At 68.2% G+C, this 18,862-nt stretch carries 19 protein-coding genes; 10 read left to right on the top strand and 9 right to left on the bottom strand.

Annotated features, from left to right (window positions below; genetic code table 11):
• Positions 1-28: 28 nt before the first annotated feature.
• The 9 genes from ACIRON_RS08225 to ACIRON_RS08185 all read left to right on the top strand — a co-directional run bounded on the left by ACIRON_RS08225 (position 29) and on the right by ACIRON_RS08185 (position 10,100).
• The gene (locus ACIRON_RS08225) at positions 29-877 is read left to right on the top strand and encodes a nitrilase-related carbon-nitrogen hydrolase (RefSeq protein WP_402991416.1); all 849 of its coding nucleotides are present in this window, start codon (positions 29-31) and stop codon (positions 875-877) included.
• A gap of 9 nt (positions 878-886) precedes the next feature.
• Complete coding sequence (hydA, locus tag ACIRON_RS08220) at positions 887-2,317, top strand: dihydropyrimidinase (RefSeq protein WP_402991413.1); 1,431 nt, start codon at positions 887-889, stop codon at positions 2,315-2,317.
• Between the two features lie 4 nt (positions 2,318-2,321).
• Positions 2,322-3,347 carry a TIGR03842 family LLM class F420-dependent oxidoreductase gene (locus ACIRON_RS08215; protein WP_402991410.1) on the top strand — a complete coding sequence of 342 codons (1,026 nt, stop codon included), beginning with the start codon at positions 2,322-2,324 and terminating at the stop codon, positions 3,345-3,347.
• A 2-nt stretch (positions 3,348-3,349) separates the two neighbouring features.
• Entirely contained in the window at positions 3,350-4,228 is an 879-nt protein-coding gene (locus ACIRON_RS08210) for an ABC transporter permease (RefSeq protein WP_402991407.1), read from the top strand.
• Complete coding sequence (locus tag ACIRON_RS08205; protein ID WP_402991404.1) at positions 4,225-5,118, top strand: ABC transporter ATP-binding protein; 894 nt, start codon at positions 4,225-4,227, stop codon at positions 5,116-5,118. The genes ACIRON_RS08210 and ACIRON_RS08205 overlap by 4 nt, the downstream gene beginning before the upstream one ends.
• Positions 5,115-5,882 carry an ABC transporter permease gene (locus ACIRON_RS08200; RefSeq protein WP_402991401.1) on the top strand — a complete coding sequence of 256 codons (768 nt, stop codon included), beginning with the start codon at positions 5,115-5,117 and terminating at the stop codon, positions 5,880-5,882. The genes ACIRON_RS08205 and ACIRON_RS08200 overlap by 4 nt, the downstream gene beginning before the upstream one ends.
• A 70-nt stretch (positions 5,883-5,952) precedes the next feature.
• Complete coding sequence (locus ACIRON_RS08195; RefSeq protein WP_402991398.1) at positions 5,953-7,086, top strand: ABC transporter substrate-binding protein; 1,134 nt, start codon at positions 5,953-5,955, stop codon at positions 7,084-7,086.
• Between the two features lie 153 nt (positions 7,087-7,239).
• A complete protein-coding gene (locus ACIRON_RS08190; protein ID WP_402991395.1) occupies positions 7,240-8,577 on the top strand; it encodes an aspartate aminotransferase family protein in 1,338 nt (445 codons plus the stop codon).
• A gap of 23 nt (positions 8,578-8,600) precedes the next feature.
• The gene (locus ACIRON_RS08185) at positions 8,601-10,100 is read left to right on the top strand and encodes a CoA-acylating methylmalonate-semialdehyde dehydrogenase (RefSeq protein ID WP_402991392.1); all 1,500 of its coding nucleotides are present in this window, start codon (positions 8,601-8,603) and stop codon (positions 10,098-10,100) included.
• Here the strand turns inward: ACIRON_RS08185 and ACIRON_RS08180 are convergent.
• From ACIRON_RS08180 to ACIRON_RS08140, 9 genes are all read right to left on the bottom strand, one after another.
• Entirely contained in the window at positions 10,097-10,291 is a 195-nt protein-coding gene (locus ACIRON_RS08180; RefSeq protein WP_402991389.1) for a hypothetical protein, read from the bottom strand. The two genes, ACIRON_RS08185 and ACIRON_RS08180, sit on opposite strands and share 4 nt — an antisense overlap.
• Positions 10,292-10,382: 91 nt before the next feature.
• The gene (locus ACIRON_RS08175; RefSeq protein ID WP_402991386.1) at positions 10,383-11,654 is read right to left on the bottom strand and encodes an NAD(P)/FAD-dependent oxidoreductase; all 1,272 of its coding nucleotides are present in this window, start codon (positions 11,652-11,654) and stop codon (positions 10,383-10,385) included.
• Position 11,655: 1 nt separating this feature from the next.
• Positions 11,656-11,976, bottom strand: a complete 321-nt coding sequence (locus ACIRON_RS08170) for a 2Fe-2S iron-sulfur cluster-binding protein (protein ID WP_402991384.1) — start codon at positions 11,974-11,976, stop codon at positions 11,656-11,658.
• A gap of 29 nt (positions 11,977-12,005) precedes the next feature.
• Positions 12,006-13,493, bottom strand: a complete 1,488-nt coding sequence (locus ACIRON_RS08165; RefSeq protein ID WP_402991381.1) for a glutamine synthetase family protein — start codon at positions 13,491-13,493, stop codon at positions 12,006-12,008.
• 21 nt (positions 13,494-13,514) lie between these two features.
• Complete coding sequence (locus ACIRON_RS08160; protein WP_402991379.1) at positions 13,515-14,216, bottom strand: type 1 glutamine amidotransferase; 702 nt, start codon at positions 14,214-14,216, stop codon at positions 13,515-13,517.
• Positions 14,213-14,497, bottom strand: coding sequence for a hypothetical protein (locus tag ACIRON_RS08155; RefSeq protein ID WP_402991376.1), 285 nt, complete (start codon positions 14,495-14,497; stop codon positions 14,213-14,215). Before ACIRON_RS08155 ends, ACIRON_RS08160 begins: the two co-directional genes overlap by 4 nt.
• A 3-nt stretch (positions 14,498-14,500) precedes the next feature.
• Positions 14,501-15,091 carry an aromatic-ring-hydroxylating dioxygenase subunit beta gene (locus ACIRON_RS08150; RefSeq protein ID WP_402991373.1) on the bottom strand — a complete coding sequence of 197 codons (591 nt, stop codon included), beginning with the start codon at positions 15,089-15,091 and terminating at the stop codon, positions 14,501-14,503.
• Positions 15,088-16,383 carry a Rieske 2Fe-2S domain-containing protein gene (locus ACIRON_RS08145; protein ID WP_402991370.1) on the bottom strand — a complete coding sequence of 432 codons (1,296 nt, stop codon included), beginning with the start codon at positions 16,381-16,383 and terminating at the stop codon, positions 15,088-15,090. The genes ACIRON_RS08150 and ACIRON_RS08145 overlap by 4 nt, the downstream gene beginning before the upstream one ends.
• Before the next feature lie 135 nt (positions 16,384-16,518).
• Complete coding sequence (locus tag ACIRON_RS08140) at positions 16,519-17,460, bottom strand: FadR/GntR family transcriptional regulator (RefSeq protein ID WP_402991367.1); 942 nt, start codon at positions 17,458-17,460, stop codon at positions 16,519-16,521.
• Positions 17,461-17,498: 38 nt separating this feature from the next.
• On the opposite strand from ACIRON_RS08140, the gene ACIRON_RS08135 reads away from it, so the two are divergent.
• On the top strand, positions 17,499-18,862 hold a 1,364-nt coding region (locus ACIRON_RS08135), incomplete at its 3' end, for an FAD-binding protein (protein WP_402991364.1).

Genomic DNA, 18,862 nt, shown 5'->3' with positions numbered 1-18,862 from the left:
GCTTGTATGAGAGTCGGGAGGTAGTTGCATGACCATCGTCAGAGCCGCAATCAGCCAGACCACCTGGACCGGGGACAAGGCCTCCATGCTGGACAAGCACGAGGGCTTCGCGCGTGAGGCCGCCGCGCAGGGCGCCCAGGTGATGTGTTTCCAGGAGCTCTTCTACGGGCCCTACTTCGGGATCACCCAGGACAAGAAGTACTACCGCTACGCCGAGCCTGCCGACGGACCGATCGTGCAGCGCTTCGCGAGCCTGGCCAAGGAGCTGGGCATCGTGATGGTGCTGCCGATCTACGAGGAGGCCGACACCGGCATCTACTACAACACCGCCGTGCTCGTCGACGCCGACGGCACGATCCTCGGCAAGTACCGAAAGAACCATCTGCCGCACGTGGAGAAGTTCTGGGAGAAGTTCTACTTCCGCCCCGGCAACATGGGCTATCCCGTCTTCGAGTCCGCGGTCGGGAAGGTGGGGATGTACATCTGCTACGACCGCCACTTCCCCGAGGGCTGGCGCGAGCTCGGGCTCAACGGCGCCCACATGGTCTTCAACCCCAACGCCACCAAGCCCGGGCTCTCCAACCGGCTGTGGCAGATCGAGGGCCCGGCCGCCGCGGTCGCCAACGGCTACTTCGTGCTCCAGCCGAACCGGGTCGGGCTGGAGGACAACGAGTACGGCCCTGAGGCGGTCAACTTCTACGGCACCTCCCAGGTGATCGACCCGCGCGGCAACTTCGTGGGTGACCTCGGCTCGGGCGAGAAGGAGGAGCTGCTCGTCCGCGACCTGGACATGACCATGGTCCAGGAGATGCGCGACGACTGGCAGTTCTACCGCGACCGGCGGCCCGATTCGTACGCCGCCATCCCCCGACCCTGAGGAGGGCCCATGACCACGCTCATCACGGGCGGCACGGTCGTCTCCGCGACCGGGCGCACCCAGGCAGACGTGCTCGTCGACGGCGAGAGGATCGTCGCGCTCATCTCCCCCGGTGCCAGTCCCTTCGGCGAGATCAACGCCGAGGTCACCATCGACGCGACCGGGAAGTACGTCATCCCCGGCGGCGTCGACGCCCACACCCACATGCAGCTGCCGTTCGGCGGCACCAACGCCTCCGACACCTTCGAGACCGGCACCCGGGCCGCGGCCTGGGGCGGCACCACGACGATCATCGACTTCGCGGTGCAACGCTACGGAGAGCGCGTACAGGACGGGTTGGCGCACTGGCACGAGCTCGCCGCCGGCAACTGCGCGATCGACTACGGGTTCCACCAGATCATCGGCGGGGTCGACGACGACGCGCTCAAGGCGATGGACACGCTCGTCGACGAGGGGATCACCTCGTACAAGCTGTTCATGGCCTATCCAGGAGTCTTCTACTCCGACGACGCGCAGGTGCTACGGGCGATGCAGAAGGCCACCGACCACGGGCTGCTGACGATGATGCACGCCGAGAACGGACCGGCGATCGACGTGCTCGCCGCCCAGCTGGCCGAGTCCGGCAAGACGTCTCCCTACTACCACGGCATCGCGCGGGCCTGGCAGATGGAGGAGGAGGCCACCCACCGGGCGATCATGCTCGCCGACGTGACCGGAGCTCCGCTCTACGTGGTGCACGTCAGCGCCAAGCAGGCGGTCGCGCAGCTGGCCGCGGCCCGTGACCACGGGAAGAACGTCTTCGGCGAGACCTGCCCGCAGTATCTCTACCTCTCCCTCGAGGACCAGCTCGGCGCGAGGTCTGAGGAGTGGGGCGACTTCGAGGGAGCCAAGTGGGTCTGCTCGACCCCGCTGCGCTCGCGCGAGGAGGGCCACCAGGACGCGATGTGGCAGGCGCTGCGCACCAACGACCTGCAGATGGTCTCCACCGACCACTGCCCCTTCTGCATGAAGGAGCAGAAGGAGCTCGGCAAGGACGACTTCCGGGCCATCCCCAACGGGATCGGGTCGATCGAGCACCGCGTCGACCTGCTCTACCAGGGCGTGGTGACCGGGCAGATCACGCTCGAGCGGTGGGTGGAGCTGATCGCGACCACGCCGGCGCGGATGTTCGGGCTCTACGGCCGCAAGGGGGTCATCGCGCCGGGGGCGGACGCCGACATCGTCGTCTACGACCCGAACGGTCACACCTCCATCGGCATCGGGGACGGCCGGACCCATCACATGAACATGGACCACTCCGCCTGGGAGGGCTACGAGATCGACGGACACGTCGACGTCGTGCTCTCGCGGGGGTCCGTCGTCGTCGCCGACGGCGAGTTCAAGGGCACCAAGGGCCACGGCAGCTACCTCAAGCGCGACCTCTCCCAATACCTGGTGTGACGCGATGGACTTCGGTGTCGTCCTCCAGACCAACCCGCCCGCCTGGCGGGTCGTCGACCTGGCGAAGCGGGCCGAGGCGTACGGCTTCGACCATGTGTGGACCTTCGACAGCCATCTGCTGTGGATGGAGCCGTACGTCATCTACAGCCAGATCCTCGCCGAGACCCGCACGATCAAGGTCGGCCCGTTCGTGACCAACCCGGCGACCCGCGACTGGACGGTGACCGCGTCGGTCTTCGCGACCCTGAACGAGATGTACGGCAACCGCACCGTGTGCGGGATAGGGCGCGGCGACTCGGCGGTTCGGGTGCTCAACGGGAAACCGTCGACGATCCGGGAGATGCGCGAGGCGACCCGGGTGATCCGCGAGCTCGCCAACCGGCGCCCGGTCGAGGTCAACGGCACCACGCTGCAGTTCCCGTGGGCCAAACGCTCCGAGCTGGAGGTGTGGATCGCGGCCTACGGCCCGCTCGCGCTGAAGGCCGCCGGAGAGGTCGGCGACGGGTTCATCCTGCAGCTGGCCGACCCCGACATCACCGAGTGGATGATCGGGGCGGTCAAGAAGGCCGCCTCCGACGCCGGCCGCGACCCCGAGTCGCTGACCTTCTGCGTGGCCGCACCCGCCTACGTGACCGACGGGTCGACCGAGGCACTGCATCATGCCCGCGAACAGTGCCGCTGGTTCGGCGGGATGGTGGGCAACCACGTCGCCGACATCGTGTCCAAGTACGGCAGCGGCGCCGTCCCGCAGGCGCTCACCGACTACATCAAGGACCGCGAGGGCTACGACTACAACGAGCACGGCCGGGCGGAGAACACCCACACCCAGTTCGTGCCCGACGAGATCGTCGACCGGTTCTGCCTCCTCGGGTCGGTCGAGGAGCAGGTCGCCAAGCTCGAGCGGCTCAAGAGTCTCGGGGTCGACCAGTTCGCCGTCTACCTGCAGCACGACGCGATGGACCAGACCCTGGCGGCGTACGGCGATCTGGTGATCCCGCGGGTCAACCGCCCCGTCACTGCGAAGGCGTAAGCGTGGGGCGCGTTGTCACCGGGGTCACCCGGACGGTCGACGGACTGCTCGGGCTGGCCCTGGTCGTGGCGCTGTGGGAGGGCTACAAGCGGTTCGGCCCCGAGGCCGGCTGGGGCATCGGGGAGGCGCGGATCCTGCCGCGGGCGACCGACCTGGCGATGCCGCACGTGTGGGAGATGGCCACCCGGCTCCTCGAGCCGGAGACCTCCGCCTCGACCTCCTCACCGCTGTGGCTCGTCGTCCTCCAGGCGGCCCTGGTGTCACTGGGGATCGCCTGCGTCGGGCTGCTCGTCGGCACCGTCGTCGGACTCGCGTTGGCGCTGGCCATGGACCGGTTCCGGCTCGCCGAGCACGGCCTGTTGCCGTGGATCGTGCTGTCCCAGACGGTGCCGCTGATCGCGTTCGCGCCGATGGTGAAGTCGTGGGGCTCCAACATCTCCATCGGCACCTGGCAGTGGCCGGCGTGGATGTCGGTCGCCGTGATCGCCTCCTATCTCGCCTTCTTCCCGATCGCCGTCGGAGCGCTGCGCGGGCTCCAGTCACCGACCGTGCAACAGCGCGAGCTCTTCCGGACGTACGACGCGGGCTACTGGCCCACGGTGCGCAAGGTCAAGCTGCCCGCCGCCGTGCCCTACCTGCTCTCCGCCCTGCGGCTGGCGGCGGCCGCCGCCGTGGTCGGGACGGTGGTGGCGGAGGGTTCGATCGCCTACCTGGACGGCATCGGCCGCAAGCTGATCGGCTACGGCGGCCAGGCCTCCGGCGACCCGGCGAAGGCCTGGGCGCCGATCTTCGGCGCGGCCGTGCTCGGGCTGCTCGCCGCCGGGGTGGTCTGGCTCATCGGCGTCGCGCTGCGGCGCTACCGGCGGGGCGAGGCGACATGATCGACGACGAGAAGGCGACCGTGACCACCGACTCCCCCTCGACTGCACCGCCCTCGAAGAACGGTGAGGATCGTGCCACCGCCGCCGTCTCGCTGGCTGGGGTGACCAAGCAGTTCCCGAGCAAGCAGGGCCAGGTGCACGCGCTGGCCGACATCGACCTGAGCGTCGCACCGGGCGAGTTCGTCTCGCTGATCGGGCCCTCGGGCTGCGGCAAGTCGACACTGATGCGGCTGGTGGCCGATCTCGAGAGCCCGACGGCGGGGACCGTGCAGGTGTTCGGCAAGACCGCGGCGCGTGCTCGCAAGGACCAGGACTACGGGATCGCCTTCCAGCAGGCGGGACTGTTGGCGTGGCGTACGGTCGCCGGCAACATCGCGGTGCCGCTCGAGCTGCACAAGGTCTCCAAGCGCCGACGGCAGGAGCGGGTCGCCGAGCTCGCCGCCCTGGTCGGGCTGGAGGAGTTCACCGGGCACTACCCCGACCAGCTCTCCGGCGGCATGCAACAGCGGGTGGCGATCGCCCGGGCTCTCGCCGAGCAGCCCCGGCTGCTGCTGATGGACGAGCCGTTCGGCGCGCTCGACGAGATGACCCGCGAGCGGCTCCAGACCGAGCTGTCCCGGCTGGTCCGCGAGACCGGCGCCGCGGTCGTGTTCGTCACCCACTCGATCCCGGAGGCGGTCTTCCTCTCCGAGCGGGTGGTGGTGATGTCGCCGCGGCCGGGCCGGATCACCCGGATCGTCGAGACCGGCCTCGGTCCCGAGGTGGTCCGCAACGAGGGGCTGCGCGAGTCGGAGCGCTTCTACGAGCTGGTCACCGAGGTCCGCGAGGCGCTGCACGCCGGACCCGTCTCCGGCCCCGTCTCCGGACCCGCCTCCGGAGCGGGCTCATGACGCTGTCGCCCACGCGCCTGCTCGCCCCGCTGGTCGTGGGGCTCATCGGCCTGACCCTGTGGACGCTCACCGTCGACGTGCTCGGCATCGGCACCTTCTTCCTCCCCGGTCCCGGTGAGGTCGTCACCGCACTCGGTGAGAGCTGGGCGCCGATCCGCGCCGCCTTCTGGGTCACCGCGGCCAACGCGCTGTGGGGCTTGGCCGCCGGCGCGGTCCTCGGCGTGGCGCTCGCCGGCGTGGCCGCCGCGACCCGGCTCTTCGACGGCATGCTCGGCCCCCTGGTCGCGATCATCGCGGTCATCCCGATCGTCGCGATCGCGCCGCTGCTCTACACGATGCTCGGCACCGACCAGGAGACCCCGCGGCGCATCATCGGCGCGATCGCCGCGTTCGTACCGGTCTTCGTCAACACCCTCCGCGGCCTGCGGCAGACCACTCCCCTGCAGCGCGACCTGATGAGGACGTACGCCGCCGGGCCGGTGCAGCGCTTCCGCACCGTGACGCTGCCGGTCGCGGTGCCCTACACCCTCACCGGGCTGCGCCTGGCCGGGTCGCTGGCCGTCATCTCGGCGCTGGTCGCGGAGTACTTCGGCGGGGTCAACAACGGTCTCGGCAGCGCCATCAAGAACGCCGCGACCTCCAACCATGCCCGGGCATTCGCGTACGTCGGGGGCGCGATCGTGCTCGGACTGCTGGTCTTCGCGCTCACGGCCGCACTGGAGCGGCTCGCGCGCAGGGCCTATCCGTCAGGAGAGAGCCGCTAGGCGGCGTACGGCCTCCTTCTCGCAGTGTGGCGCGGAGGTGGTCCCGACAAGCTCGACCACCGGAGGAGAAATGAACAGTTTCATACGACAAGGACTCGCTGCCGCGGCCGCCGTGGCACTGACGTTGGGGCTCGCCGCGTGCGGCGGCTCCGGGAGCGAGGGTGACGGCGAGGGCGACCTGACCCAGGTCAAGCTGCAGCTGCAGTGGCTGCCGCAGTCACAGTTCGCCGGCTACTACGCGGCGTTGGACCAAGGCTTCTTCGAGGACGAGGGCCTCGAGGTCGAGATCATCCCCTCGGGTGGCGACATCGTGCCGCAGGACGCCCTGGCCAACGGCGACGTCGACTACGCGGTCGCCTGGGTGCCGAAGGTGCTGGGCTCGATCGAGGGCGGCGCCAACCTGACCAACGTCGCCCAGATCTTCCAGCGCTCGGGCACGCTGCAGGTCTCCTGGGCGGACTCCGGTATCGAGTCCGTCGCGGACTTCGAGGGCAAGAAGATCGGTTCGTGGGGCTTCGGCAACGAGTGGGAGATCTTCGCCGCGATGGCCGCCGAGGGGCTGGACTCCAAGTCCGTCTCGATCGTCACCCAGGACTTCAACATGAACGCGTTCCTGCAGGGTGACATCGACGCGGCACAGGCGATGACCTACAACGAGTACGCCCAGCTGCTGGAGGCCGAGAACCCCGAGACCGGGGAGCTCTACCAGCCTGCCGACTTCAACGTCATCTCCTACGAGGACACCGAGGGCGCGATGCTCCAGGACGCGCTGTGGGCCGACACCGAGCGGCTCTCCTCCGACGCCGACTACGAGGAGACGACCGTCAAGTTCCTCAAGGCGGTCGTCAAGGGCTGGGCCTACGCCCGCGACAACGCCGAGGACGTCGCCCCGACCATGGCCGAGCACGAGTCCACCTGGGGTCCCTCGCACGAGCTGTGGATGCTCAACGAGACCAACAAGCTCATCTGGCCGGCCGAGAACGGGGTCGGGGTCATCGACGAGGCGGCCTGGAAGCAGACCGTCGACGGCGCGCTCTCGGCGACCAACGAGAAGGGCGAGAAGCTGATCACCAAGGCGCCGCCGGAGACGGCCTACTCCAACGAGTACATCGAGAAGGCGCTCGACGAGCTCGGCGACGAGGTCGACACCCAGGGCACCGACTTCACGCCCATCGAGGTGGAGGTCACCGCCGGTGGCGCGTGATTCAGTCGTATATGGCACCTCATTGTAACGAAAACGTAGCCGTCGACCTAATATACCGTCGTAATCAGTACTCCGGTTCGGCGGCTACGTTGCCGTTTCCGGCGTAGAGTGAGGATCCAGATCATGTCCGCCCACGCACCCCAGGGGACAGCCTTGACCAGCGCCGAAACCACGTCAGCGGGGGTCACCCCCGACCCCGCCCTCGATGCCCGCGCCTACGATCTCGACCGGGCACACGTCTTCCACTCCTGGTCCGCCCAGGCGTCGCTGAAACCGCTGGTCATCGCCGGCGGCCAGGGTTCGCGGGTGTGGGACCACTCGGGACGTACGTATCTGGACTTCTCCTGCCAGCTGGTCAACACCAACATCGGCCACCAGCACCCCAAGGTGGTGGAGGCGATCAAGAAGCAGGCCGAGACGCTGACCACGATCGCGCCGACGACCGCCAACCTGACCCGTGGCGAGGCCGCCGAGCGGATCACCGACATCGCGCCGGTGGGCTTCAACAAGGTCTTCTTCACCAACGCCGGTGCCGACGCGGTCGAGAACGCGATCCGGATGGCGCGCCTCCACACCGGCCGCGACAAGGTGCTCTCGACCTACCGCTCCTACCACGGCAACACCGGTGCGGCGATCGTCGCGACGGGCGACTGGCGCAGGATCCCGAACGAGTACGCTCGCGGCCACGTCCACTTCTTCGGCCCCTACCTCTACCGCTCGGAGTTCTGGGCGACCACGCCGGAGCAGGAGTCCGAGCGCGCGCTGCGCCACCTGCGCCGGGTCATCGAGTCCGAGGGGCCGGCATCGATCGCGGCGATCCTGCTCGAGACCATCCCCGGCACCGCCGGGATCATGATCCCGCCGCCGGGCTACCTTCCCGGGGTCAGGGCGCTGGCCGACGAGTTCGGGATCATGCTCATCCTCGACGAGGTCATGGCCGGCTTCGGCCGCACCGGCGAGTGGCTCGCCCTGGACGCCTACGACGTCGTCCCCGACCTGATCACCTTCGCCAAGGGGGTCAACTCCGGCTACGTACCCGCCGGCGGGGTGATCATCTCCGACCCGGTCGCGGCGACCTTCGACGACCGGGTCTTCCCCGGCGGGCTCACCTACTCCGGCCACCCACTCGCGATGGCGTCGATCGTGGCGACCATCGAGGCGATGAACGAGGAGGGCATCGTCGACAACGCCGCGACGATCGGCACCGACCACATCGCCCCCGGCCTCGCCTCGCTGGCCGAGAAGCACGACGTCATCGGCGAGGTACGCGGCACCGGGGTCTTCTGGGCCCTCGAGCTCGTCACCGACCGCGGGACGCGCGAGCCGCTCCCGGCCGCGACGATGGGCCGGATCAAGTCCGAGCTGATCGCCCGCAACCTGATCCCGTTCACCATGGAGAACCGCATCCACGTGGTGCCCCCGTGCGTCGTCACGCCCGACGAGGTCGCTGAGGCGATCTCGATCTACGACGACGTGCTCGGCTCCCTGTAAGCAGCTCAGTAAGGACGCATGACATGACCGACCTCCCCATCCTCGACCACTGGATCGGCGGGGCCACCAACCCCGGCACCGGCACCCGCCTCGGCGACGTCTACAACCCGGCTCTCGGCACCGTCCAGAAACGCGTACGCTTCGCCGCGGCCGCCGATGTCGACGCCGCCGTCTCCGCGGCCAAGAAGGCGTTCGAAGAGTGGAGCGAGACCTCGCTGACGCGGCGTACGGCCGTGCTCTTCAAGTTCCGCGAGCTGCTCAACGCCCGCAAGGGCGAGCTCGCCGAGATCCTGACCGCCGAGCACGGCAAGGTGCTCTCCGACGCCGCCGGCGAGATCGCCCGCGGGCTCGAGGTCGTCGAGTTCGCCTGCGGGCTCTCCCACCTGCTCAAGGGCACGGTCTCCGAGCAGGTCTCCTCCGGCGTGGACGTGACCACGCTCAAGCAGCCGCTCGGCGTGGTGGGCATCATCAGCCCGTTCAACTTTCCCGCCATGGTGCCGATGTGGTTCTTCCCGATCGCGATCGCTGCCGGCAACGCGGTCGTGGTCAAGCCCTCGGAGAAGGACCCGACCGCGTCCAGCTGGATCGCGGAGCTGTGGTCCGAGGCAGGGCTGCCCGACGGCGTCTACAACGTCGTGCACGGCGACAAGGAGGCGGTCGACGCGCTCCTCGACAACCCCGACGTCGCCTCGATCTCCTTCGTCGGCTCCACCCCGATCGCCCGCTACGTCTACGAGCGCGGCACCGCCGCCGGCAAGCGGGTCCAAGCGCTCGGCGGCGCCAAGAACCACATGCTCGTGCTGCCCGACGCCGACCTCGACCTGGTCGCCGACTCGGCGGTCAACGCGGGCTTCGGGTCGGCCGGCGAGCGCTGCATGGCGATCTCCGTCGTGCTCGCGGTCGACTCGGTGGCCGACAGCCTGATCTCGAAGATCACCTCGCGGATGGCCACGCTCAAGACCGGCGACGGCACCCGGGGCACCGACATGGGACCGCTCATCACCGGCGCCCACCGCGACAAGGTGGCTGCGTACGTCGACGTGGCTGCCACCGACGGGGCCGAGGTCGTCGTCGACGGTCGCGGGATCGAGGTGGACGGCGACCCGAACGGGTTCTGGGTCGGACCGACGCTGGTCGACCGGGTCCCCACGACGTCCACCGTCTACACCGAGGAGATCTTCGGCCCGGTGCTCTCGGTCGTCCGCGTCTCCGGCTACGAGGAGGGCCTGGAGCTGATCAACTCCGGTCAGTTCGGCAACGGCACCGCGATCTTCACCAACGACGGCGGCGCCGCCCGGCGGTTCCAGCGTGAGGTGCAGGTCGGAATGGTCGGCGTGAACGTACCGATCCCGGTGCCTGTCGCCTACCACTCCTTCGGCGGGTGGAAGGCGTCGCTGTTCGGGAACGCGAAGGCGTACGGCCCGGCGGGGCTGGACTTCTTCACCCGGGAGAAGGCGGTCACCACCCGGTGGCTGGACCCCTCGCACGGCGGGATCAACCTGGGGTTCCCGCAGAACTCCTAGGCCCAGTAGTCGTAGTCGTCCTCGGGGCTGCCTGCGTCGTGCTTCTGCTCGGCGTAGTCGGCCTCGTCGACGTCGTCCGGCGTCGAGGTCACCGTCTCCTCGGCGTCCAGCGGCGCCTCGTCGTCGACGGCCTCCTCCACGACGTCGGTCGCCTGCTCCTCCAGGTCTGCCTCTGCTGCGTGCTCGGTCATCCGTCCTCCCCAGGTGGATCCGTGTGCTCGATCTCCAGTAGACCACCGCCGCGCGGGTGCCGCCACGGATGGCCGGGACGAGCGACCGCGGTCACCCGCGGCCTGATGGTTCCTGGATCAGCTCCTTGAGCGAAACGGTCACGTCCTTGGCCCGGGCACGGTCGATGCCGTGTCCCTTGTCGAGCGCGCGCCGCACGAGCATGAAGTCGCGAGGGTTGTTGGCCACCTCAGCGGCAATCAGCCTGCCCTGCCGGAAATAGAGGACCGTGAGTCGGTCCCCCGCACGACGGACCACATGGTCGTCATAGCCGTCGGAGATTCCGACCATCTGGATCTTGAGGTCGCCTTGGTCGGACCAGAACCACGGAGTGACCGGATCCGGGGGGTCCAGCCCCAAGAGAGCGCAGGCGGCCGCCTTGCCCTGTTCGACTGCGTTGTGCACAGACTCGATACCCAGCAGCGTGTCCTCGCGGTGGGGGTGCTGCTGGACGGTGCAGTCCCCCATCGCGACCACTCCAGGGCGGCTGGTCCGGCCCGCCGCGTCGACCACGACGCCACGCTGACAGTGGAGGCCGGCACTCTGAGCGAGCGCGATGTCGGGTACTGCGCCGATACCCACGACCACCAAGCTCGCGGGCAGGATCCTGCCATCGCCGAGCTCGACCCCGGTCACGGCTCCGTCACTTGCCTGCAGCCCGGCGACGGAGGTGTCGAGGAGGACCTCGATACCCGCGTCACGATGGAACTCGAGGCAGTGCTCGGACAGCGGCGGGGCGCACAACCGTTGCAGCAGCCGGCTCATCGTCTCCACGACGGTCACCGATGCACCACGGCTCCGCGCGGTCGCCGCGACCTCGAGCCCGATGAAGCCGCCCCCGATCACAACCACCTCGGGAGAGCCATCGAGCGCATCCCGCAGAGCGATGGCATCACCCATGCCCCGAAGCGTGTGCACGCCACCGAGTCCCGGAGGGACTCCCGGGAGGGGGCGGGCGGTGGCGCCGGTCGCCAACGCGAGGCCGCTATAGCTGACCAGGCTTCCGTCGTCGAGCGTCGCGACACCACCGCCGCCGTTCATACAGAGCCCGAGTTCTCCCACCCGGCGACCGGTCCGCACCTCGATGTCCCGCTCTGCGAAGAACTCCGCCGCGCGAAGCTGCAGCGACTCTTCGTCCTCGGTGCCCTTGAGGAAGCCCTTGGAGAGGGGAGGCCGCTGATAAGGCAGGTACGTCTCAGCACCGACGATGGTGACAGCCTCACGGTAGCCGAACGTCCTCAGCTGCGTGGCCAAGGCGAGACCTGCCTCGCCTCCTCCGACAACAAGGATGCCGGTGCGCTGTTCTGATGCCGTGTGCTGAGTCATGTCACTGCTCCGGGGCGATGGTGACCTCGAGCCCATCGTGCTCGTCGGTCAGCCGGATCTGACAGGACAGACGACTGTGAGGTTGCCGTGGTGACTCGGCGTCATCGAGCATCTCGTCCTCGAAGTCAGCCGCGATCCCGGTCCGGTCGAGCCAGGCCGGGTCCACGAACACGTGACAGGTCGCGCAGGACAGGGCCCCACCGCATTCGGCCACGATGCCGGGGACACCGTGCTTGATCGCTGTCTCCATGACGGAAGCGCCGGTCCGCGCCTCCACGGCGTGGCTCGTCCTGTCCGGGGCGTGGTAGATGACTTTCGGCATGACTGGTCCCTGTGACTCGTGCTGTTGGCTCAGAAGTTCTCGAAGTACTCGCGGTGTTCCCAATCGGTGACACCGTTGACGTACTTGTCCTCGTCGGGGTGCTCGCCTACCCAGGCGTCGTACCGGGCCACCTCGCTGCGCTTCATCGTCACGAAGTAGTCGATGAAGCTGTCCCCGAACGCCTTCCGGTAGAAGGTGTCGCCTTCGAGCGCGGACACTGCGTCGGCCAGCGTGACCGGAAGCTGCTCGACCTCGGCGCTGTAGGGGTCCTCGCTGATCGGTCCGGGGTCGATCCGGTTGGTGATGCCGTCGTGACCCGCCGCAGCCTGCGCCGCGAGGTAGAGGTAGGGATTCGCCGCCGAGTCACCGACCCGGTTCTCGACATGGGACGCAGAATCGTTGGGGGCACTGATGACACGCATCATGGCGGCGCGGTTGTCCTGCCCCCAGGTGAGCCGGTCCGGAGCCAGGGAGTACGGGCGACGCCGGCGGTAGCCGTTGATCGTCGGCGTCGTGAACGCAGAAGCGGCGACGCCGTGGGCGAGCGTGCCGCCGACGTAGTGACGTCCCAGCTCCGAGAGTGGGGCGTCGTCTGTCGGCACCATCAGGTTGCGGCCGGTGCCGGCGTCGACGACCGAGGTGTGCAGATGCCACCCGCTGGCGTAGAAGCCGGCGATGGCCGGCGTGCACATGAACGAGGCCAGGTAGCCCTGGCGCTTTGCGATCTGCTTGGTCGCCATCCGGAACAACGCGGCGGAGTCGGCCGCGGCGATCCCCTCCAGCACGTCGAAGGTCGTTTCCACCTGGCTGGGTGCCCACTCGTCGTCGATCGAGCGCAGCGGCAGGCCCATCTGCTCCAGCGCCCGGCGGATGGGCCTCAGTACGTCGTCGATCTCATCGAGGTGATCCATGAGCAGGTAGTTGTAGCCCCGTGCCACTGGTGCCACGAGCGGCGGATCGGCCGGAGATCCCGGCGCACCCAGCGAACCGTGGCTGAGGCCGTCGTCGATCACGCGGGTGAGGTACCACTCCATCTCGATGCCTGAGATCAGGCTGTAGCCGCTGCTGGCGAACTCCGACAGGGTGTTCTTCAGGATGGTCCGAGGAGCGAGCGGGAACGGCTTTCCGTTGGCCATGTAGAGGTCACAGAACACCACGGCGGTCTTCTCGACCCATGGAAGTACCCGGAAGGTACCGGGGTCGGGCACCATCTTCACGTTCGGCGAACCACCCAGACCCTCGATGGAGAAACCACCGTCCGGGGTGAACGGATTGAAGACGATCGCGTTGGCCGGATCGAAGAAGAACGGCGCCATGGTGATATCGGTCCCGGACTCGAGCGCGGCAAGATATGCCGCCTTGGTCAACGCCTTGCCACGCAGGAGACCGTGCTGGTCGGGCCAGACGAGCCGCACGATCTCGATCCCCTCGCGGTTGACGGTCTCGATGGATCGCTCCGCCTCGGCGAGCTGATCGGCGGAGTGGATGGCGTACTTGCGGACGAACTTGTCGGACATGGGGTCTCCTTTGGTGGTGGTCTAGAGAGATTGGTCTGGACGGAGCGAGCTACGCCCCATCCATCGAGCGATGACACGCATGCCGTCTTCCCACGCGCGCAGTTCTTCGGCGTTCTCCTTGTGCAAGAGGTCGACGTCGATCTCCCAGCGGGTCAGCTTCACGGTCTCGGCCTCGAGCAGGGACCTCACGCCGGATCGGTCGAGCTCGGGGTGGAACTGGAGGGCCAGCGAGTCGCCCAGTCGCCAGGCCTGCGGATACCTGTCCGTGGTGGCGAGCAGGGTCGCGCCCGCCGGAGGACGGAAGGTGTCGGAGTGGAACGCGAAGTGGCGGCCGGCGATCCCGGCCCCCTCCCCGGTCACTGGCAGCACATCGATGAAGCCGCATTCGAGTCCCGAATCGCCCGGGAGCGCCTTGCCACCCAGTGCGGCAGCGAGCAGCTGGGAGCCCAGGCAGATACCCAGAACCGGAACCCGTGCGCGGTGGGCGGAAGCGACGAAGGCGATCTCGTCGGCCAGGTACGGGTGCCGTGCGAGGTGGTACGCACTCTGCGGACCGCCCAGCACGACCACCCCTGCGTAGTCCACAACCGTGGCCGGCAGCCGTTCGCCGAGAAACGGTCGCACCACGTGCAGTACGAGACCGTGCAACCGGGCAGCCGACTCGAGACTCTTGAGCGACAGCCGGGCGACGTGCCCGATCACGAGGATCGTCGGCGCAGTCATCGTTGGGTCCTCGGCTCGATCCTGGTGGTCCACGGTTCCCAGTGGTCCACGCCGGCCAATGCCGCGAGCAGCTCGGCCGCACGTGTCCGATCGACGGCGACCCAGGTGCCGTCCGGGTGCACCCCGTACGGCGTGAAGTCCCACAGCTGGAGCTGCTTGACCTGCTGGATGATCGGCCGCATGGACGCGATCTCGTGCTCCAGCCGGTCCAGCCGGAGCCGCAGCAGAGCGTTCTCGCGCTGCAGCTCGGCGACACGGTCCTCAGAGGATGGCGATGTCATGGCTCAGAACACCAGGGTGAGGTTCTCGTGGTACTGCTCCGAGTCGAGCAGGTTGGCCCGCTTGACCTTGATCCGCCAGCCCTGCTCGGTCTGGACCAACGCGTGGGCGTACCAGCCCGCATAGACCTTGGTGGCACCCGCGCGGAACTCGTAGACCGCGAAGTTCGACCGGACCAACCGTGACCCCGGCGCGACGTCGAGCACCTCCACGTTGCTGATCAGGTGCCGTGTCCGCGAGGCCGGGATCTGGCTATAGGCCAGGCCCGTCCGCAGCCAGTAGACCCGGTCGGTGAGCCGTCGTCGATCGTCGAACGCGTGCGAGACCTCGGTCTGCGGGTCGCCGCCTCCCGGGGTGATCGGTACCCAGTAGAGACATTCGTCGCTGAACAGCTCGAGCCAGTGGTTGAACCGGCCCTCGTCGATCAGCCGAGCCTCCCGGGACAGAAAGGCGGTCGCCTCGTGCAGAACGGCGGGTTCGGACTCCGGCCAGTCGTCGTCGAACAGTTCGCGGAGCCGGGCCAGCTCGGAGTAGTAGTCCGCGTCCATGTAGTAGGACCACGACGACGTGTCGGCGTACTGATTCCGGGCGTTCACACCGGGCTCCCTTCCATCAGCCGGACCCACTCTTCGTAGTAGCGGCGCATGTGCAGCTCGTCGGTGACGGCGGTCTTGACGACGCCGTCCTCGGTGATCTCCTGCCAGCCGGTGCCGAGACCGCGGTTCATCAGGATCCACTCCTCCTCCACGACCGCCAGCCCACGCTGGACCTCTTCGAAGTTGGCCTGGTCATCGGGCTCGCCGAAGGCCGGGAAGTCTTCCTGGGTGCGCATCCGGAGCGTGTTCACCTCATCCGGGGCGCCGCCGGCCATGGTGGCGTGCCAGGTCAGCTGGGTGCGGTCGACGGCCAGCGGCTCCACCACCTGGATCTGATTCCCGATGATGAGCAGGTTCGGGAAGATGCTCAGGTTGATCTGGGAGCCCACGCACAAGTCCAACAGCGTGTCGGCGTCGTCGGGGTACTGCTCACGGATCAGCTCTTCGAACTTCTCCCGGCCCGGTTGCGGTCGCTGGTTGGCCCAAAAGCTGCCCGGTCCGCCATAGGCCGGACGCTGGTCGATGACGCTGTGCCCGTGACCGAGTGCGTACGCCTTCATCGGGCCGTCGTCGGGGGTCTTCCCGAAGTAGGACATGTCCTTGGCGTCACCCATCCGCGAGGCCATCTCCAGCAAGGACCGGTGTGAGAACGACGGGTGATAACCATCGCCGGCGTTGTCGTACGCGAGCTTCCAGTTGCCACGAACCCCCATCCGGTGCGCGGCGCTGCGGACGATGATCTCGCCGCCCGGCGCACGGTCGATCCAGTAGTCCAGCCAACCGAGCACCGGCCCGAGCCACTCCTTCAGTGACATGGCCTCGTCGTTGAGGGTGCCGAAGATGAAGCCGCGGTAGCTCTCGATCCGATTGACCGTACGCAGGCCGAACTGCGCCTTGTCGAAGTCCGGGCCGTAGCCCTCTGGCCACGGCACGCCCACCAGCTCACCGGTGTTGCGGAAGGTCCATCCGTGGTAGGGGCACTGGAAGCTCTTTGCCGTGCCCGACTCGTCCCGACACAGCGTTGCACCGCGATGCGCACACCGGTTGAAGATGCCGCGGATCTCGCCGTTGCGGTCTCGTGTGAGGATGAGCGGGCGCTGGCCCATGTTCACTGAGAGGTAGGAGTTCGGCTCCGGAAGCTGGCTCTCGTGGGCCAGGTACACCCACGACTCCCCGCCGAAGACCTTCACCATCTCCTCGGCGAAGATCGACGGGTCGGTGTAGAGCGTCCGGTGCACCCTGTCCGCGCGGACCAGGGAGTTCCACCGGCCCTGCTGCTGAGCGGACTCCACAACCGGAACCCGGTCCCGAGTCGAATGCTGCGAGTTGACCATCTGCCCTCCTGTTCAATCCGGCTGCCGGTGGGGCACCGGAGCAAGCTCGCATAAGCGTGCTCCCGCTGGATTGCACAGAAAAGACCAAAGAACTTACATCAGGACATCCCCGTCCGAGGGTCTCCGGACGGATTCGCCGATCAGCGCAATGGCGTCGGTCAGATCCATCGCGACGTCAACCACAGGCCCCGATTGATCGGTCTCCACGCAGCCAGAGGCCGACAGGTGACGTGTCATGGCCTGGACCGCTGCAGCGGCGTCCTGGTTCCGTACTGCGACGACCACCTCATCCAGGTGAGCGACCAACACACTGGAGGAGACCGAGTCCAGCTCGAAGGCGCATTCCCGAAATGCCACGATCGTCGCGTTCAGGAAGGCCACTGTGAGGGGATTGTGCGAACACTGCGCCAGCCACCGATGGAGGGCAAGGTCGTAGCTCAGTGCATCGTCGCGCGCCCAGTCTTCCGGCGACGCGCTCGGTCTGGTCTTCTCCAGCTCATCCAGACGCTCCAGGTCCTCGGACCTGCGCTCGCGGCTCGCCCGCACGACGTTGAACACCTCGATGCCGAAGCGGGCTTCTCGTAGCTCGCGGTGGCTCAGCTCTGTCGCCGCCAGCGAGAGGGTGAGGTTCTCCCCGAGACCGTGCGCGAGCAAGGAGGGCTCCTCATATGTGACGTAGGTGCCGCCGCCGCGACCTCGCCGCGTCGTGATCGCTCCGACGTCACGCAACGACCGAAGAGCCAAGCGGACGGTGGGACGGCTCACCCCGAACGTCTCCGCCAGATCTTCCTCCGCGGGGAGCCGGGTCCCCGGCGTCAGCGATCCGTCGAGGATCGAGCGCCTGATCGCCGCGGCGACCTGTTGCGGAGCTGACTGGATCCTCGATGCGATGAGAGGTATCGATTCGTTCACCGCCACACTCCAAACAGTTCGATGGCCGCCGTGCTCAACATACGCCACCTGGAAGGTGGGCTTCCCGAAGGCTGGGTGCTCCTCGGATTCAGCCGCGACCGGGGACCCAACGGATTTGACCACGCGAACCGAAGCTGGTTCCCCGGCTACGATCCGGTCCCATGCGCACCGAGAACCCGGCCCGCGAAGCTCCCGGATCGACGTGGGCTCGCAGCTACGACTACACCGCGCGCGAGCTCGTGCGACCACGTTCCGTGGAGGACGTACGCGACCTCGTGCGGCGCGAGCCGCGGCTGCGCGCACTGGGGTCCCGGCACTCCTTCACCGACCTCGCGGACACACCGGGGGTGCTGGTGTCGCTCGACGGCCTGGAGGAGTCACCGAGCCTGGTCGGCGATGTCGTCCGGGTGCCTGGTGGGATGCGCTACGGCGAGCTCGCCGCCTGGCTGCAGGAGCGCGGGCGGGCGCTGCCCAACCTCGCCTCGCTCCCCCACATCTCCGTCGCCGGCGCGGTCGCGACCGGCACTCATGGCTCGGGGGTCGGCAACGGCTCGCTGGCCACCTCCGTGACCGCGTTGGAGATCGTCGACGGCCGCGGCGACCTGGTGCGCCTCTCGGCCGGGGAACCCGACTTCGCCGGGGCCGTCGTCGGCCTCGGTGCCCTGGGGATCGTGACCCATATCGAGCTGCTGACCTCGCCGACCTACCAGGTCGCGCAGACGGTCCACGAGGGTCTCACCTACGCTGACCTGCGAGAACACCTCACCGAGATCCTCGGCGCGGCCTACTCGGTGTCGATCTTCACGCGGTGGACCGACGAACCGGACGGGGCGGTCGCCCGGGTCTGGGTGAAGTCGCGCTCGACGACGCCGGATCTCCCCGGGACGGTGCTCGCGACCCGGCCGCGGCACGTCGTCCCCAGTCTCGACCCGGCGCCGTGCACCGAGCAGCTCGGCGTACCTGGACCGTGGCACGAACGGCTGCCCCACTTCCGGCTCGACTTCCAGCCGAGCGTCGGCGCTGAGCTGCAGAGCGAGTACCTGGTGCCGCTCGATCGCGCGCAGGAGGCGGTCGATGCCGTCCGGTCGCTCGCCGACCGCGTCCGGCCGCTGCTGCAGGTCGCTGAGATCCGTGCCGTCGCCGCCGACGACCTCTGGCTCTCCCCCGCCTACGGAACCGACACGTTGGCGCTGCACTTCACCTGGAACGCCGACCCTGCCGGCGTCCGCGAGCTCCTACCCGACCTGGAGGAACGGCTTCCGGCGGGCACCCGGCCGCACTGGGGCAAACTCTTCGCGACCATGGACCCCGGCGCGGAGTTCCCGCGCTGGGACGACTTCCGGGACCTCGTCCGCCGCTTCGACCCGGACCGCCGGTTCTGGAACGGCTGGTTGGAGCGGGTGTTCGGCTCTGCCGGGGTAGTTGGGGGGGGGGGGGGGGGTGTAATGTGGAGCAAAATAGTCGAGAAGAGAGCCACCAACAACAAAAAAACCACAACGAAACGAAAACCCAGGGGGGGGGGGAG

The organism is Nocardioides sp. NPDC101246, from assembly GCF_044767415.1.
GTDB lineage: Bacteria > Actinomycetota > Actinomycetes > Propionibacteriales > Nocardioidaceae > Nocardioides.
The sequence above is the reverse complement of the archived record's forward strand: the minus strand, read 5'-3'. Positions and strand labels throughout refer to the sequence as shown.